We start from the raw sequence: 17,296 nt of genomic DNA, 5'->3' as shown, positions 1-17,296 counted from the left end.
TCACTCCCTATATGTTTTGTGTTCTTCTACATGATACCAGATTATTTAATCATTTGTTCATATTTCATTTTTTCTACCCACACTTTTTGGAAGAGAACCAAAGATATATGTAGTTTTATATGTGTTCCTTTGTACATAAGATCAAGGTTGAGTGGCATAATCCACATATATTACAAAGAAGTATATATATATTCTGAAGAAGAGATAAAGTATTTAGAGACTATAGCCCATCAAGCAGCATTGGCAATTCATGACACAAGGTTAGTTGGAAGTTCTGTATTGTTACAAGAGAGTCATCATCGAATCAAGAATAATCTACAGTCCATAATTAGTTTGATGTCTTTGTACAAAATGTCGATCAAAAAAGATTCCAGGAAAGATGTAGCAGAGATGCTCGATGATTTAATGTCCAAGATAAAAAGCATCGCCGCTGTGCATGAATTGTTGTCGAAAGATAAATTAGGTAGAAGTATTATCAATCTCAAAGAGATGATAATAAAGATAGTCAAATTCATGAACAGTACAAGAGAAGAGATAAAATTTAACTTTGAATTAGACGATATTTTTGTTTCATATAGCAAGGCCTCCGCTATAGCTTTGGTGGTGAACGAGTTAGTTACTAACAGTCTAAAGTATGCTTTTGTTGGTAAAGATAATTGTGAGATTACTATTATTTCAAAATTTGAGAATGAATCAATAAAACTAGTGGTTTCAGATAATGGAGTAGGATTTCCACAAAATTTCGATATTCAAAAAACCCAGGGGCTTGGTTTATCGATCGTATATTCTATAATTACCAAACAACTAAATGGGGAAATAGAGATGGAAAGTTCGAACGGTGCTAAAGTTCGAATTGAGATCCCGTTAAAACAGATTAGTAAGAATATTTCTGTTGAAGAAATGGAGAAAATTTGAAGATGTTGGGGGTTAAACTATGAAGGATTTGAAAGTATTGGTCGCCGAGGATGAATATCTAATTTTAATGGGGTTAAAAAGTAACTTAGAAAATCTAGGGTGTAAAGTAGTTGGAGAAGCTACAAACGGTAAAGAGTTGATCAAATTAGCTTTAGAAAAAAAGCCAGATATGATTATAGCCGATATCAATCTCCCTGTTATGGATGGTTTAGAGGCATTAAGAAGGATAAATGAGAAGGTTTTTATTTCCACATTGATTGTAAGTGGCTACGATGATGAGGAATTGATCGATAAAGCGAAAAATCTGGGAGTATTGGGGTATCTAATAAAGCCGATAGATGAAACAGATTTAAAAGCCGCTATTGAAATCGCTATTTCTAGATTTGAGGATATTAAGAATTTAAAAAATGAATTAGAAGTAACCAAAGAAACCTTGGAATCAAGAAAATTAATAGAAAAAGCCAAAGGTATCGTAATGGAAAGATTACGATTGAACGAAGAAGAATCTATGAAATTTTTGCAAAAAAAGAGTAGAAATTCCAACAAAAAGTTAGTTGATGTAGCGCAGGAGATTATAGAAGCTGACAAGGCTTTTAGAATTGATTAAGTTGCATATAGCAGTCTATTTTCAATCTTTTATTTCTTCTATTTTGTATTCCATAATGTTATTTAAAATATTTTTGTCGTCTCTCCATTTTTCACGAACCTTTACGTAAAGATCGAGGTAGACTTTTCTTTCAAAAAGTTCTTCTATGTCTTGTCTTGCTAATTGACCGATCTTTTTAATCATACTTCCGTTTTTACCTATTATAATAGGTTTTTGACTTTTCTTTTCAACATAAATTTCTGCTCTTACGTACAAAACGCCGTTTTCTCTTTCTTTCAATTCTTCTACAACTACACCGCTTGAATGAGGGATCTCTTCCTTTGTTAAATGAAAGATTTTTTCCCGAATTAATTCAGAAATGATGAACCTTGAAGGTTTATCAGTGATCATATCTTCTGGGTAGTATTGTGGACCTTCGGGTAATAAATCTATAATACTTTGTTTTAATTCAGAAAGATTTTTACCCGTCAAAGCGGAAATTTCAATGGTTTTAACTATATTTGAACACAAACTTTGTATTTTTTCCGTCATCAGGTTAATCTTTTCTTTGTCTTTTACTAGGTCAACTTTGTTGACAAGAAGAATGGTAGGAATTTTTGATTTATCAACTATTTCAGTAACTCTTAAATCTGAATTTCTTAAACCATCCTTTGCATCGATTATAAAAAGTATCAGGTCAACGCCTTTCAATGCATTTATTGCAATATTGACCATGTATTCCCCAATTTTTCTTATAGGTTTGTGAATACCTGGGGTGTCGACAAAGACTATTTGATAATGATCTTCCGTTAATATACAGTTTACTCTATTTCTTGTGGTTTGTGTCTTGTCAGAAACGATAACCACTTTTTGACCCAACAAAGCGTTTATCAATGTTGATTTTCCAACGTTAGGTTTTCCTGCCAAGGCAACAAAGCCACTTTTAAAACTGTCGTTTTCCATGTTTTCCTCCAAAAAACTATATTTGAAAAATCACACTCATTATTGATATTGTATTGTAGTCTGATGCAAAAGTCAAGTTATAAACGGCAATTTGTCAAACTGGGTTATATTGCATTTCGCTTCCAGAACGGAAAAGATGGCTTAGCACTTTTACCTTTTTAAAATTAAAATTTCTAAAATCATAAATATTATAATTAATCCTAAATTAAATATGGTATAATTTCAGTGAAAAAGTAACCTCAATCTTTGCTCTATTATCTGGCAAAGGAGGTGAAAAAATGGTCGAAGTAACCAATGATCTTTCTTTAAAGGTAGAAAATCTAAATTCCCAAGTTGGTGGATTCAGGCTAAAAAATATCTCTTTTGAATTACCAGTTGGAGAAGTTTTAGCTATTTTAGGACCTTCAGGTTCAGGTAAGACGGTGCTATTAAGAACCCTTGCGGGTTTGAATAAAACTGAGTCTGGAGCAATTGTCTTTGGAGACGAAAGGATAGAGAAGTATTCTCCAAGAGACAGGAAAGTCGGGTTTGTCTTTCAAAACTATGCAATTTTTCCTCATTTAGATACGAAATTGAATTTAGGTTTCCCTTTGTACATTGGTGGGAAAAAGAAAAAAGAAGTGTATAAGATAGCGATAAAAGAGGCAGAAGAGTTAGATGGTTTACCAAATTATTTAGAGCTAAAGCCTGATGAATTGCCCGAAGGCATGAAGCAGTTGATCGCCTTTGGAAGAGAAAAATTACACGATTGCAGATTGTTGCTCCTTGATGAACCGCTAAGTCAGTTGGATAGAAAGCTTCACGTAGAAATGAGAGCTTTGCTCAAAAGCTTTATAAAAGAATTAGGTAAAACAACGATTGCGGTTTTCAGTGATCCTGAAGATGCTTTGTCGGTTAGTGATTATCTTGCTATACTGGATGATGGAGAGCTTTTGCAATTTGGGGAAACCTTCGATATTTACAAGAACCCATCAAACTTAAAAGTTATGGAACTTACTTCCAGATTAGGATTGAACACAATAGACGTTGAAATCAAAGGTGGAAACGTATTAAATAAATTAAAAGTGGATAAAGAGGATGGTAGTTACAAGTTATGCTTTAGACCAGAAGAAATAACCATTAAAGACGAAGGATTCGAAGTTCAGGCTGTAGAAAGTCATATCTACGACTCTTCTCATAATTTGGTAGAATGCGATTTCCATGGAAAGCCTATCAGACTCTTGGTACATAAAAATGCACCTGAGAAATTTAATTTTATTCCAACTAATCCTAAATATTTTTTATAAGCTATACTAAGGGATTTTGGAGAGTGACCTCCAAAATCCCTTCTTAAAAAGTATTCATGAAGGAAGGCAGAAAAAAGAAAAATGGGAGGAAAATACATTTTTGGAAAAAGTTGGTGGGGCAAAAAATGGGTAGAGGCCTTAGAAAATATTGACAGGGACACTAACAGGTTGCCCCGCGGTAGAAATTACGCAAAAAAAGGGGCGGTTTTGGAGATTAAAATTCAAAAAAACTCTGTAATATCAGCAAGGGTTCAAGGTACGAGACCAAATCCGTACAGAGAAAAAATCGCTTTACCTTCATTTACGGAAGAAGAGAAAGAAAAAATCAAAAAGGTACTAAATGAAAGATTAGACCTTTCTGCGATGTTAATTGGTGGAAACCTTCCAGAAGAACTTTTAGATATCACCGAAAATATGGGAATAAAGTTGTTCCCAAAAAGTTGGAATGAGATAAACGCTCATTGTACATGTCCCGATTGGGCAAATCCTTGTAAACATTTGGCAGCCGTTTACTATATTATAGCAGATGAGATAGACAAGGACCCTTTTTTGATCTTTGAAATGCACGGCATGAAAAAGAAAGATTTGATAGAAATCGCTAAAGAGACAGAAAAAACTTCTGATTCTATATTTACAGATAAAAAAGAAGAACCTTCCAAACCGATGGAACAACCAGACCCTTCGTATGAAAAATATGAAATAGAAAAGGTTATAAACCTACTACCCGACGAGGCGTATTTTTACGATGGGAAAAACTTTAAAAACCTTCTGTTGAGGATGTACAATCAGTTATCGAAAGCTATAAATGAAGAAGATGGAAGGGTAGATGAAGAGTTTAACCCATATTTCAAAGAGACAGAAATAAAATTTGTTTATTCTCCCATTACTCCCAATATTATTTTAGATGGTGAACCGCTAGAAGAATTAAAATGTAAAAAAGAAAAAAGCCATTATACTGTGTATTATGAAGATTTGTTCGATTTATTTGGATCGATACCTCTTGTAGAAACCGATGAGGACAGTGAAGCATCACTATTTTTAAAAAGATTGGTTTCTTTCGTATACAGGCTTATCGACATGAAGGCATTCATTCCTACTCCACAAAAGATTAACGAAGAAGAATTCGTTATCGATTACTCACCTGTTTACTTTAACGATTATATAAGGGATTACGTTAATTATTTGAATTCTATTGTTCCTGGGGGTCTAGTAATCAACGAAAAAGGTCAGTACATGAAAAGGGACAAGATCGTTGAGTACCTTGTATCCCAGTACATCAAATATCTCATAAAAAAGTATTACAAATCGGATGTAAAGAATAAAATAACCGATGTGTTCTTTGAATCTAAAGTTTACACCGCCCAAAAGTTTGAAGAAAAAAGAACCTACGAAAGTATAAAGAACTATCTTGAACCTTTACTTTTGAGGCAAAGCAAGTATCAATTGGTTATTAGTATAGAGGATATGGGAGAGTTGTTTTTCAACCTATCACTCGATATCTACAGAAAAGATGAGCCTTTTGATACTTACCAAGATATAAAAACTTTCTTTGAGAGCCAAGAAGATGGAAAGTCAGAGGTCTTGAAAGAGATAGTAACCATTGCAAAATACGCGGAATTCTTTGGTGAGTTTTTAAAGAAGAAAAGTTCTAAAATAATGGTCAACACCCAACAATTATCTGAAATAATGATAAATGCCATGCCCATATTGAAACTCCTGAACGTTGAAATACTAGCTCCAAAAGGACTTCAAAAGGTTTCAAGGCCAAAACTCGTTTTAAAAGCAAACTCTACAGGCAGTCACGTATCCTTTTTATCTTTGTCCAAGCTCATACGATTCAATTACACCGTACTCATAGGAGATTCAGAAATTTCACTTGAAGAGTTCGAAAAATTGGCAAAAAAATCAAAAGGGATAGTTAAGATAAAAGAAAATTACGTGTTTTTAGGTGCCAACGAGTTTGAAGCTATCATGGAAAAGGTCAAGAATATAAACTTAACCTCAGACTTTGAAACTTTGAAAGTTATACTTTCACAAGAGATGAACGTTCTTCCCGTGATATTGGATAACAACCTGCAAAAGTTTTTAGAAGAGTTGAGAAAAGTTTCTCCAGTAAGGTTACCAAAAAATCTTAATGCGGAGTTAAGGCATTATCAGAAAACTGGATTCAGATGGTTGTACACGAATTTAGAAAAAGGTTTCAACGTCTGTATAGCAGATGATATGGGTTTGGGTAAAACGATCCAAGTTATTTCTGTAATTCTCAAAATGAAAGAAGAAAAAGCTTTAGAGAATCCGGTTTTAGTGGTTTGTCCAACGACACTTGTTGGAAATTGGTACAAAGAGTGTGAAAAATTTGCACCTACTTTGAATGTAAGCATTTACCATGGAAGTGATAGGAAGTTTGAGGATAATTCTGATGTAATTATAACGACATACAGTGTTGTGAGAAACGACGTTGAATTTCTAACGAAAAAAGAATTTTCAATGGTTGTTGTAGACGAAGCACAAAACATAAAAAATTCGGATACACAACAAACCAAAGCGGTAAAAGCCCTCTACGCTCCAAAGAGGATCGCAATGACAGGGACCCCCATAGAAAACAGATTAACCGAATTATGGAGCTTATACGATTTCCTTATGTCTGGATATTTAGGTGGGAAGAATCGTTTTATAGAAACCTTCGCTAAACCTATTGAAAAATATGGGGATACAACGGCAACCAAAAGATTACAAAGTTTAATAAATCCATTCTTGATAAGAAGAATTAAAACTGATAAAAATATCATTAAAGACCTTCCAGAAAAGTTCACATACGACGAATATGTATACTTAAAGCCATCACAAATTGCACTTTACAAAGAAGTTGTTGAACACGTAGAAGAAGAGTTGGAAAAGATGGAAGCTGACGGCATACAAAGAAAAGGATTAATACTTAAAATGTTGACCTCACTCAAACAGATCTGCAATCATCCTGTTAACTACACTAAAAAAGGAGTTCCTTTACCGGATGATTCTGGTAAAACAGAAAAATTATTGGATCTACTTCAAAATATTGTAGACAACAACGAAAAAGTAGTACTTTTCACACAATACAAAGAGATGGGAGATATATTAACGAAGATACTTGCAGATAACATTAAGATAGAACCTCTATTTTTTCATGGAGGGCTCAACAGAAAAAAGAGAGACAAAATGATAAACGACTTTCAAACAAAGCATAGATATCCAATTATGATACTGTCTTTAAAAGCTGGGGGCACTGGATTAAATTTAACTGCGGCAAACCACGTTATACATTATGACCTCTGGTGGAACCCGGCAGTGGAAAGTCAGGCAACCGATAGAACTTTCAGGATTGGTCAAACAAAAGACGTGATAGTTCACAGATTCATCACCTTAGAAACATTTGAAGAGAAAATAAACGAGATGTTAGAAAAAAAGAAAGAGTTATCTGAAAATATCATAAAAACGGGAGAAAGTTGGATAACTGAGTTATCCAACCAGGAGATAAAGAACTTATTTAAATTGGGTAATTAAGGCTTAAAACTTTTTTGGTTCTCTTCCAAAAAGTGTGGATTGGGTAGTGCTAATTGCAAAGAGTACAAAATGTGAGTTTTTTTGTGCCGAAAAGAATTGCTACAGAAACGTTAGAGGAAATAAAATCTAAAATAAGCTCGTAAGGAAAAAAGTTGTATAATATATCTAAGTTTGAATAAAAAACCGAAAAGGGGTGGTTCTATGCTGAATATGAATATATTATGTGTACTAATAGCAAATATTCGAAAGTCGGCTATCCCTTCGGTTTGTAAAAAATAGACCTTTCTAAAAAGATGAGTCTCTTTTTAAGATCCGATGGGATATAAAAAGTTACTCAATTTTTTATACACTCACTTTTTAGGAGGTCTAAAAGTTGAAAGAATTATTTCACAACAGGAATTATATGCTCTATTGGTTTAGCAGTGCTTTTACTATGGCAGCAAGCAACATTGTTCAATTTATGCTTTCATTGTACGTTTTGGATACAACAGGTTCTGCTACTCTTTTTGCAACTATGCTATCCATAACCATCTTCCCAAGATTGTTATTTTCTCCCATCGCAGGAGTTTTTGGAGATCGTTTCGACAGAAAAAACTGGATGTTTTTGTTAGGGCTATGTTCAGGAATCACAATAGCTTTATTTGGAATACTTCACGAATCAGGAATTATTTTAACTATTTGGATAATCTATGTATTAGTCATATTATTGGAAACATTTGAAACATTTTACAGCAGCTCATCCGTTGGAATAATACCCCTTATAGTAAAAAAAGAAGAAATAGGTGTAGCAACTTCTTTTGCGGATATTGATGAAGGGATAGTAGGGATTATTGGTCCTCTTTTAGCAGCAACGTTCTATGCCACCATTGGAATAGGTGTAGGACTAATAATGGCAGGTGTTATATCATTCTTTGGATCTGTACTTCTTCTTTTTATGCATACTCAGGATATTAAAGATGGTGAAGAAAACGTTAAAAATACAATTTGGAAAGATTTTTTAGATGGGGTTAACCTTGTAAAAAAAGAACCATTCTTAAGAAAATTAGTAATCCTCGCTCCACTGACAAACTTTTTCCTGACCTCGGCTTTCAACATAAGCTTAGTGTTTTTTTTAAGAAATAAATTGAATGTCTCTGATATAGTATTTGGTGGTTACGAGGCTATTTTATCGGTGATGGTTTTAATAGCTCCATTTATAGCCATGAAATTACTAAAAAAAGAAGACGCCGCTAATTTATTACCTCCCTTAATCTTCGGAATTACTATTGGTTTTACAGTCTTAGCCACCATTGTCATTTTCAATTACTTTCAAATTCTCGGTCAACTTTCAACGATAATTATTTTATGCATAGCTAGCGGTATAATTGTTGCCATAATAGAAATTATGAATATCGCATCATCAGTTATGTTTAAAACATTAGTCTCAATTAAATTTTTGGGAAGGGTTATCTCCATAGTCAATCTTCTTGCTACTATCTCTATTCCTCTTGGACAGATGATATATGGAATTATGAATGATTTTTATCCTATTTACTGGACATTAATATTATCAGCAGGAGGATTTTTCTTAATGTACTTTTTATCAGCCTCTATTTTAAAAGACCTAGCAAAACCAAAAGAGCGAATGTGTAAGAAGGAGGATTGAGTGGGAAACGTAAAGGAAGGTACGGCTTTGAAATTGATTTGCTTTTTTTTAGTTGACTGTTATATAATTTATTCGCAAAAAAGTTTATTTATTTCTCAATTTTACTATGTGCACTTACTAAAATAAAAGTATACTGAAAATAAGTTTCTGCTAAACAGAAAGTTAGATTAGTTATACCATAGCCTTAATCATAGAAAATTTTAATAAGGGAAATCAAGAATGATACTAAAAGCAGAAAATCTTACAAAAAGCTTTAAAAATGGGAAAAAAGAACATATTGTTTTAAACTCAATTGATTTTGAGGTAAAAGAAGGGGAAATTTTCAGCATTCTTGGGCCGAATGGCGCTGGAAAAACAACCCTTATAAAGTTAATGACAAAATTATTAAATCCAAACAACGGGAGTATATACTACAAAGGAAAGAATATCGCAAAAATTGGTGAAAAATACTATAAGGAGATAGGGTGTGTTCTTGAAGGGAATAGAAACACATATTGGTTTCTTTCTTCGTTAGAGAATATCTTTTATTTCGGAAGATTGTATGGCTTAAAAGATGGATACATAAAGAAAAAAGGCTATGAATTACTTGAATTTTTTGAGCTAATAGATGACAAGGACAAAAAGGTTGGACAATTCTCTCTTGGGATGCAGCAGAAGCTCTCCATAATAATTTCGTTGATTCATCAGCCAAAAATACTATTTCTCGATGAGCCTACACTTGGCCTCGATGTTGTGTCAAAACTCGATATAATTGATAAACTCAAACAGCTTTCCAAAAATGAAGGAGTAACAATAATATTGACATCTCACCAAATGGATGTTATCGAAAAAACCGCTGATAGGGTATTGCTTCTCAAAGATTCAAAAATTCATTTCCTTGATACTATTGATAAGCTAAAAAGTATGTATTCAAAAAATAAATATCTACTAAAAATAGAAGGAGATTTCACTAAAAAACAAATCGATAAGTATTTTGATGGATTGACGATAGGAAATCACACAAGAAATGAAAGTTACACAGAAATAGAATTCTACACAGATTACTGTACCATGCAGCAAAATTTTTTAAAATCAATGATAAACGATGGAATTAAAATAACAGAATTCTTCAAAATAGAAACCGATTTGGAGGAGATTATCTATATGTTTTTAAAAAATCAAGGGGATGGTCAAAATATTTAAAACAATAAAAGCTGAATTTGGGAAATACCTTATCGAATTTAGAACCTATTATCCTGATCACATAGTAAGCTTAGTGGTGACCTACATATTATTTGCCGGATTTTTCCTAGGTTTCAGAAACACAGGTAATTTAAGTGAAGGTTTCTACATAGGATTTTTATGCTGGTATTTCGCTTCTAATATAATAAGTGAATCCTCAGTTTCCATATCGTTTGAAAAACAGGCTGGGACTTTCGAGCAGCTTCTTTTAAAGCCTGTTAATGTCGAGTTTTTATGCTTAATAAAAACATTCATATGGTTGATATTCTCATCTATTCAAGTTGTTTTTCTTTTGTTGTTGGTGAAACTTACTTTACCTATTCAATTAAAATTCGATATAAGAATAATTCCTATTCTCATCATAACTTTAATTGGACTTTCAGGATTTGGGTTATTCTTGGCAGCTTTGACACTCAGATACACTAAAACCGCATCATTTGAAGGCATAATATCGTACTTTCTTTTATTTTTTACAGGAACAATAATAAACGTAAATGCAATGCCCAAAATTTTTCAAATTGTTAGCAAAAGTCTTCCACTAACACAAGGAATAATGATTTCAACAAATATCCTTGAGAATCGAGCAGTCTCGCCATTACAGATTTTAACACTTTGTCTGAACAGCTTCTTTTATCTATTCTTGGGGATAATTATCTTCAAGATTATATACAACAAAACCAAATTGGTGGGTCTTAACACAGATTATTAAATGTAAATTATTCTTCGATCCAGGAGATAAAGAACTTATTTAAATTGGGTAATTAAGGTTTAAAAATCTTTTCTTATTAATTCCATAAAGGAGATGGAAAAGTGAAAAGTGAAAAACTACCTTTGAAAACTAAGTTGTTCTATGCGTCGGGGGATATTTTTGGTGGTGGTGCTTTCAATATAATAAATTTTTTCTACGCTATCTTCCTTACTGATGTCATTGGTCTGAAAATGCAGTATATTGCTCCCATTCTTTTGATTGGTAAGATTTGGGATGCCGTTACAGATCCTTTGATGGGATTCATTACAGATAATACAAGAACTAGGTTTGGCAGAAGAAGACCTTACTTGTTGGCAGGAACATTTTTGGTCTTTATATCTTTTTTCATTCTTTGGTATCCGGCAAGTTTTCCTAATCAATTGGGGAAATTCATTTACGCGTTAATTGCATATATAGCTTTTACAACCGTTTATACAATGGTGATGACTCCTTATACTGCTTTAGGAGCAGAACTAACCTTAGATTACCATGAAAGGACATCTTTAAATTCCTATAGGCTTGCCTTTTCATTGGCGGCGGGGCTGGTTTGTGCAGTGCTTCCAATGTTAATTGTGAATGCTTTTTCTGATATCAGAACAGGTTATATAATGATGGCAATAACCTTTGGCTTGATCTTTTCAATTCCATGGATAGGTGTTTTTCTATTCACCAAGGAAAGAAAAGAGTTCTCTAAAGAAAAAAGTGCCTTCAACTTTTTCAATATGTTTTTTGAACCTTTTAAAATCAAGAGCTTTCGGCTACTTATCGCTATGTATCTTTTTGCATACTTATCGATAGATGTAGTTTCAACTATCTTTGCCTATTATACTAAATATTATATTGGAAATGAAGGCCTACTTCCCATAGCGTTAGGCGCTCTTTTCATAACCGAAATTGTTTTTATCCCATTTTATGCCTTTATTGCTAAAAAGACATCCAAAAATATCTCATATATTTTAGGTGCATTAGTATGGTGTGTTGCGGGATTCATTCTTTTTACGTTGCCTCCTGATGTAACGATGTTCCACATAATTTTAATGGCGGCAACAATAGGAGCGGGAGTTTCAGGGGTTGCAGTTATGCCTCATACTATATTTGGGGATGTAACCGATGTTGCTGAATTAAAATTCGGTAAAAGAGAAGAGGGTACTTTGAGTGGTTTGATGACGTTTGTGAGGAAAGTGGCATCTGGCTTGGCTGTTGCCGGAGTTACTTTTTCATTAGGAATAGCGGGATTTGTTAACCCAATAGACGGAGTAGAACAACTTCAACCTGAGAGTTTTTTGTTTGCATTGAGATTTATAATCTCTTTCGTCCCCATAATCTTATTGGTTTTAGGAATAATTGCTGCAGTTAGATATCCTTTAAATCCGAAAAGACATGAAAAATTAAGAGAATATCTAGAGGCAAAAAGAGAGAATGAAACAATAAAAGAGGAGTTAGAAAAAGAAATAACCGAATTGAAAAAGGAATTGATTTAATACCAATAGTTGTAGCCATTTTTTATAAATTATAAAAAGAAAGAAAAACTAAGTATTTACTAGATAAATGCCTCTAATCTATGATAAATGACTGTAATTGGTCGTAAATGGTTATAATTGACCTTGACAATTTAAAAACTTTAATATAGAATTAATTTAAAAGTTTCTAAATCACGTAATTTGTAAAATTTTGTAAAATAATGAAACAGTGAAACTAGGCTTAAGACTTAAAGTTAATAAAAGTGATAAGGTGGAGAAGAAGAGAAAACCTTAATAAATATTGGTATATCGAAGAGTGGGTAACCACTCTTGGATGAGAAGCAGTATTTATTAAGGTTTTTTGTTTTGTAATAAGGTAAAGGTAAAGTGAAATAAGGAATATTGAAATTAGTTTTTTTCTATCGTGTTAGAAATTCTAGAAATAGAAAAATTTTGAAAATGGTAGGTTGTTTTTTATGAGGGTTATGGGATGCGATTAAATGTCTCACTTTTCAGAGAATTAATAAAAAACAGCTTTAAATACTGAATAAGAACGAATAAGGAGAAGGGAGGTACTATGGAAAAAGTCATTTTTTAAAACCATGATGTAATGGGAGTTTTAGAGTTTTCAAAGGCAGTACCTATCTTGTTAAAAGGAGGTGAAATAATACTAAAACCTGGTTTCTCCCTTTAAAAAGCAAAAATCTATTGGAGGTGAGTTTTGTGAAAAGGTTGGTTATGTTTGTATTTATGGTTTCTTTGTTAGGTGTTTTGTCTTTTCCTGTTACCATAGAATTTTGGCATGCGATGAGTGGAGACAGGATAGCTTTGATCGAAGATATTGTGAGTGATTTTGAAGAGGCTTATCCAGACATAAATGTAAATGCACAATATTCAGGAAGTTATCCTGAGACGTTGAATAAGCTTATTGCAGGGGTACAATCCGGGAATGCACCTCACATAGTACAGATTTACGAAATAGGTACAAGATTGATGATAGACAGCGGTGTCATAGTTCCTGTCCAAGATTTACTTGATCAAGATGATTCTTATGATGTAGGGGTTTTGTTGGAACCGATATTAAATTATTACAAAGTTGATGGGAAGTTGTACTCCATGCCTTTCAATTCATCTACCGCTTTGTTGTATTACAACAAAACGCTCTTTGAAGAAGCAGGCTTAGATCCAAATAGACCTCCTCAAACTTACGAAGAACTACTGGAATACTCCAGAATTTTAACAAAGAAAGACTCAAGAGGAAATACAGTGCAATACGGATTAACTTGGCCTACCCATTCATGGATAATTGAACAACTTATGGCTGCCGCTGATGCGCCACTTGTTAACAACGATAACGGAAGAACCGCTAGAGCGACAGAGGCTGTTTTCAATAGTGAAGCGGGTTTAAAAATATTTGAACTGTTTGATCAGTTGAACGAAGAAGGTTTAATTCTTAACACAGCTAGGGAAGACTGGAGTGCTGCTAGACAAAATTTCATTTCTGGTAAAGCTGCTATGCTCTACACTTCAACATCTGATGTAAAGATGTTTCAAGAAGGGTTAAAAAGCAATGGCTACGAGTTAGGTACAGCCTTTTTGCCTGTTCCAGATATAAGTGTCAGTGGAGGTCCAGTTATTGGTGGAGCAAGCTTATGGTTGATAGCCGGACACCCAGATGAAGAAACAAAAGCTGCTTGGGAATTTTTGAAGTTTGTCAATCGTGAAGATCAACAAATAAGATGGCACCAAGGTACAGGGTATTTCCCAGTAAGAAAAGATGCCATTCAGAGGTTGCATTATGAAGGGTTTTATGCCGAGAACCCAAATTACTTCACTTCCTTATTGCAACTATTGCTAGCTAAAAGAAATTTCAACTCAGCTGGAGCAGTTATTGGCGTCTTCCCTGAAACCCGAGAGACTATAGAAATAGCATATGAAAGAATGGTTGATGGGCAAATGACACCTGAAGAGGCATTGAGTTGGGCTGAAAACCAAGTGACAGAATTAATCCAAGAATATAACGAATTCTATCAGTAATCTATCAATCACATCTCTAAGATAATTCTATAATTTCAAATGTTATTAATCCAAGGAAGAATTTTCTTCCTTGGATTTTAGGAGGAAATAAAATATGAAGTGGGGAAAATACACACCTTATCTTTTGCTTGCACCTACACTAATAATTATTGCCCTTTTTATATATTGGCCAGCAATTAACTCCTTTCTAATGAGTTTTTACAAAATATCACCTTTTGGCGATAAGAGGATATTTGCTGGTGTTGACAACTACATTAAGCTTTTTGAAAATGAGGCATATTGGGAAGCTTTAAAGGTTACATTTATATATATAGTTACAACGGTAATAATAGTCGTTATTTTAGGTTACTTTATTGCACAATTACTAGATAATAAGGTCTTTGGGGTAAAAATTTATAGAACTTTAATTTTTGTTCCTTATGTTATTTCCTTTACAATCGGGGGAGCATTGTGGACCTTTATGTTGAACCCAGTAGCAGGGCATGTTAATTATTTTTTGTCACAAATCATTGGGAAAAATATTAATTGGTTAAATCAAGTGCCATATGCCTTAATTTCAATTATAGTTTCCAGTGTTTGGAAGATGCTGCCTTTTTCGATTATATTCTATCTTGCGGGGTTACAGTCTATATCGGAAACAATAATAGAGAGTTCTGTTATTGATGGAGCGAACATGTGGCAAAGGATGTGGAAAATAAAATTTCCTATGCTTTCTCCCATTACATTTTACTTAGTTATCATGAATATTACCAATGGAATGTTTAAGTCGTTTGGAATCATTGACATTATGACCAGAGGAGGCCCTTTAGGAAGCACCACAACCTTAATTTACAAACTATATCAAGACGCGTTCTTTTTCCAAAAGACAAGTTTAGCAGCTGCAGAAAGTGTTGTTCTATTTATTATTATGTCATTTATCACCTTTCTTTATTTCAGATTTGGTGAGAAAAGGGTTCATTATCAATGAAGGGAGTCAAGCAATAATGAGGAAATCTACCAGAGAAAAAGCGAATTATATTTTTGTGGAATTAGGGTTAATAATTGTATCATTTTTCATGTTTTTACCTTTTATACTGGCAATTTCCATGAGTTTTATGGAACCAACGGAGGTTTTTTCTTATCCACCTAAGTTTTTTCCTTCGAGTATCAATTTTAAAAATTACATAGCGGCGATGGACCTCGTTCCAATGGGCAGAATGTTGTTTAATTCATTGCTTGTGGCTTCATTTACAACATTAGGAAAGTTAATAACAGGGACATTGGCTGCTTATGCCTTTTCTTCTTTTCGATTTAAAGGAAAGAACATATTGTTTTCCACCCTCTTTGTAACTTTATTTTTGCCTGCTGAAACTGTAATGATTTTACCTTTGTTTATGCTGATGTCAAATCTTGGTTGGGTTAACACTTACTGGGCATTGATAATACCTTTTACCGCGTCTGCCACCAACACCTTTCTATTTAGGCAACATTTTATGACAATCCCTCGCTCTTTAGAGGATGCAGCAAAAATAGATGGTGCTTCAGCTATGCAATATTTTTTCAAGGTGCTTATACCCTTATCTGGACCAATGATCGCTGGAGCGACTATTATTAATTTTGTTTATGCATGGAATATGTATCTTTGGCCTTTGATAGTTACCATGCAAGACAACATGAGGACGGTACAGGTTGGTGTGAAGATGATGATCTCAGGAGAGTCCAGTAACAATTGGGGTGTAATAATGGCAGGGACACTGTTAGCTGCTTTACCTACTCTTATTATATTTTTTCTACTTCAAGATTTGTTTGTAAAAAGTTTGGTTAGTAGTGGACTTAAAGAGTAAAGTAAGCTATCACAAATTTAAGGCGATCTTCTGAGAAAAGCCTATGATTGCCAATATGGTGAAAATGGGCTTTAATTTTTTAAAATCTTCCTAAAATGGGGGAATATTTTTAATATGATATTATTTTACTTGATCCCGGCTATTTTGTTAGGATGGTCCTTAGGCTCCAACAATTCTTCCAATGTATTTGGACCAGCTGTGGCTTCTGGATTGGTTCCATACAAAAAAGCTATTACAATATCTGCAATTCTTGTTTTTGTTGGTTCTGTTGTTGGAGGTAGAAATGGATTAAACACATTGGGGACTTTGACAAATTTAAATATTGAACTACTGTCATTAGCTTTATTTTGTGCTTTTTTAACCATGATGTTCATGAGTTTGATTGGGCTTCCCGCATCTGCTACTCAAGCTGTTGTAGGAGCTCTGATTGGTGTAAGTATTCTAAAAGGAGATTTCAACTCATCCATTTTAACAAGAATTTTCGTTTCGTGGATATTTACTCCTATTGGTGCCTTGCTCTTTGCTTTTATATTATATAGACTTTTGGCCCTAATATTTAGAAAATTTTTAGGGGTTACAGCCCAAGATAGATTCTTAAAAATACTAACATGGCTCGCTATTTGTTATAGTGCATACTCATTAGGAGCTAACAATGTTGCAAACGTTACTGGAGTATTTGCAAACGTTTTATTTACTCCTAGCCTTTTACTCATTATAGGTGGTTCATCAATAGCCGTTGGAATTTTATCTACCAACAAGAAGGTTTTGTATACAGTAGGAAAAGGGATTGTCGAATTGGATCATTTTTCTTCATCCGTATCGATTTTAGGGGCAGGGGTTACCCTGTGGATCTACTCTTTAATTGGTGTCCCCGTCAGTGCGGCACAGGCTACAATAGGAGCTATTGTAGGCGTTGGAATAGCAACAGGTACTAGAACTTTTGATACGAGCACAATAATGAAAGTAATTTTTGGTTGGATAGGAACCCCTATGATTTCTGGGCTTATTTCACTTGCAGTATTATTTCTAATTCAATTATTATCTTAAAAAGGTTGAGTCCAATATGTCTCCT

The 17,296-nt window shown here is 33.7% G+C and carries 13 protein-coding genes; 12 read left to right on the top strand and 1 reads right to left on the bottom strand.

Translation table 11 applies throughout. The features are described from left to right. Nucleotides 1–30 precede the first annotated feature (30 nt). Together PMOB_RS01540 and PMOB_RS01535 are read left to right on the top strand one after the other, a co-directional pair. Nucleotides 31–915 carry a histidine kinase dimerization/phosphoacceptor domain -containing protein gene (locus PMOB_RS01540; RefSeq protein ID WP_012208147.1) on the top strand — a complete coding sequence of 295 codons (885 nt, stop codon included), beginning with the start codon at nucleotides 31–33 and terminating at the stop codon, nucleotides 913–915. A gap of 19 nt (nucleotides 916–934) precedes the next feature. Further along, complete coding sequence (locus tag PMOB_RS01535) at nucleotides 935–1,522, top strand: ANTAR domain-containing response regulator (protein ID WP_012208146.1); 588 nt, start codon at nucleotides 935–937, stop codon at nucleotides 1,520–1,522. A 21-nt stretch (nucleotides 1,523–1,543) separates the two neighbouring features. Here the strand turns inward: PMOB_RS01535 and era are convergent, their stop codons facing one another. Further along, complete coding sequence (era, locus tag PMOB_RS01530) at nucleotides 1,544–2,464, bottom strand: GTPase Era (protein WP_012208145.1); 921 nt, start codon at nucleotides 2,462–2,464, stop codon at nucleotides 1,544–1,546. A gap of 278 nt (nucleotides 2,465–2,742) precedes the next feature. On the opposite strand from era, the gene PMOB_RS01525 reads away from it, so the two are divergent. The 10 genes from PMOB_RS01525 to PMOB_RS01480 all read left to right on the top strand — a co-directional run bounded on the left by PMOB_RS01525 (nucleotide 2,743) and on the right by PMOB_RS01480 (nucleotide 17,271). Next, nucleotides 2,743–3,750: an ABC transporter ATP-binding protein gene (locus PMOB_RS01525; RefSeq protein WP_012208144.1), complete on the top strand. Its 1,008-nt coding sequence runs from the start codon at nucleotides 2,743–2,745 to the stop codon at nucleotides 3,748–3,750. Between the two features lie 81 nt (nucleotides 3,751–3,831). Next, a complete protein-coding gene (locus PMOB_RS01520) occupies nucleotides 3,832–7,290 on the top strand; it encodes an SNF2-related protein (protein ID WP_012208143.1) in 3,459 nt (1,152 codons plus the stop codon). 373 nt (nucleotides 7,291–7,663) lie between these two features. Next, nucleotides 7,664–8,935, top strand: coding sequence for an MFS transporter (locus PMOB_RS01515; RefSeq protein ID WP_041534010.1), 1,272 nt, complete (start codon nucleotides 7,664–7,666; stop codon nucleotides 8,933–8,935). Nucleotides 8,936–9,154: 219 nt separating this feature from the next. Beyond that, the gene (locus PMOB_RS01510) at nucleotides 9,155–10,117 is read left to right on the top strand and encodes an ABC transporter ATP-binding protein (protein ID WP_012208141.1); all 963 of its coding nucleotides are present in this window, start codon (nucleotides 9,155–9,157) and stop codon (nucleotides 10,115–10,117) included. Then, on the top strand, nucleotides 10,101–10,865 hold the full coding sequence (locus PMOB_RS01505; protein ID WP_012208140.1) for an ABC transporter permease: 765 nt from the start codon (nucleotides 10,101–10,103) through the stop codon (nucleotides 10,863–10,865). Before PMOB_RS01510 ends, PMOB_RS01505 begins: the two co-directional genes overlap by 17 nt. 101 nt (nucleotides 10,866–10,966) lie before the next feature. Next, nucleotides 10,967–12,385: an MFS transporter gene (locus PMOB_RS01500; protein WP_012208139.1), complete on the top strand. Its 1,419-nt coding sequence runs from the start codon at nucleotides 10,967–10,969 to the stop codon at nucleotides 12,383–12,385. 702 nt (nucleotides 12,386–13,087) lie between these two features. Next, entirely contained in the window at nucleotides 13,088–14,401 is a 1,314-nt protein-coding gene (locus PMOB_RS01495; RefSeq protein WP_012208138.1) for an ABC transporter substrate-binding protein, read from the top strand. 94 nt (nucleotides 14,402–14,495) lie between these two features. Continuing rightward, complete coding sequence (locus PMOB_RS01490; protein WP_012208137.1) at nucleotides 14,496–15,368, top strand: carbohydrate ABC transporter permease; 873 nt, start codon at nucleotides 14,496–14,498, stop codon at nucleotides 15,366–15,368. A 16-nt stretch (nucleotides 15,369–15,384) separates the two neighbouring features. Continuing rightward, nucleotides 15,385–16,224: a carbohydrate ABC transporter permease gene (locus PMOB_RS01485; protein WP_012208136.1), complete on the top strand. Its 840-nt coding sequence runs from the start codon at nucleotides 15,385–15,387 to the stop codon at nucleotides 16,222–16,224. A gap of 114 nt (nucleotides 16,225–16,338) precedes the next feature. Next, a complete protein-coding gene (locus PMOB_RS01480) occupies nucleotides 16,339–17,271 on the top strand; it encodes an inorganic phosphate transporter (RefSeq protein ID WP_012208135.1) in 933 nt (310 codons plus the stop codon). The last annotated feature ends 25 nt before the right edge of the window (nucleotides 17,272–17,296 follow it).

Origin of the sequence: Petrotoga mobilis SJ95 (assembly GCF_000018605.1) — a bacterium.
Lineage (GTDB): Bacteria > Thermotogota > Thermotogae > Petrotogales > Petrotogaceae > Petrotoga > Petrotoga mobilis.
This window is presented reverse-complemented; position numbering and strand designations above follow the sequence as displayed.

Bases quoted from the DNA above. Each gene is read 5' to 3' on its own strand.
- PMOB_RS01540 (WP_012208147.1), top strand. From the start codon at position 31: ATGATACCAGATTATTTAATCATTTGTTCATATTTCATTTTTTCTACC.
- PMOB_RS01535 (WP_012208146.1), top strand. From the start codon at position 935: ATGAAGGATTTGAAAGTATTGGTCGCCGAGGATGAATATCTAATTTTA.
- era (WP_012208145.1), bottom strand. From the start codon at position 2,464: ATGGAAAACGACAGTTTTAAAAGTGGCTTTGTTGCCTTGGCAGGAAAA.
- PMOB_RS01525 (WP_012208144.1), top strand. From the start codon at position 2,743: ATGGTCGAAGTAACCAATGATCTTTCTTTAAAGGTAGAAAATCTAAAT.
- PMOB_RS01520 (WP_012208143.1), top strand. From the start codon at position 3,832: ATGGGAGGAAAATACATTTTTGGAAAAAGTTGGTGGGGCAAAAAATGG.
- PMOB_RS01510 (WP_012208141.1), top strand. From the start codon at position 9,155: ATGATACTAAAAGCAGAAAATCTTACAAAAAGCTTTAAAAATGGGAAA.
- PMOB_RS01505 (WP_012208140.1), top strand. From the start codon at position 10,101: ATGGTCAAAATATTTAAAACAATAAAAGCTGAATTTGGGAAATACCTT.
- PMOB_RS01490 (WP_012208137.1), top strand. From the start codon at position 14,496: ATGAAGTGGGGAAAATACACACCTTATCTTTTGCTTGCACCTACACTA.
- PMOB_RS01485 (WP_012208136.1), top strand. From the start codon at position 15,385: ATGAGGAAATCTACCAGAGAAAAAGCGAATTATATTTTTGTGGAATTA.
- PMOB_RS01480 (WP_012208135.1), top strand. From the start codon at position 16,339: ATGATATTATTTTACTTGATCCCGGCTATTTTGTTAGGATGGTCCTTA.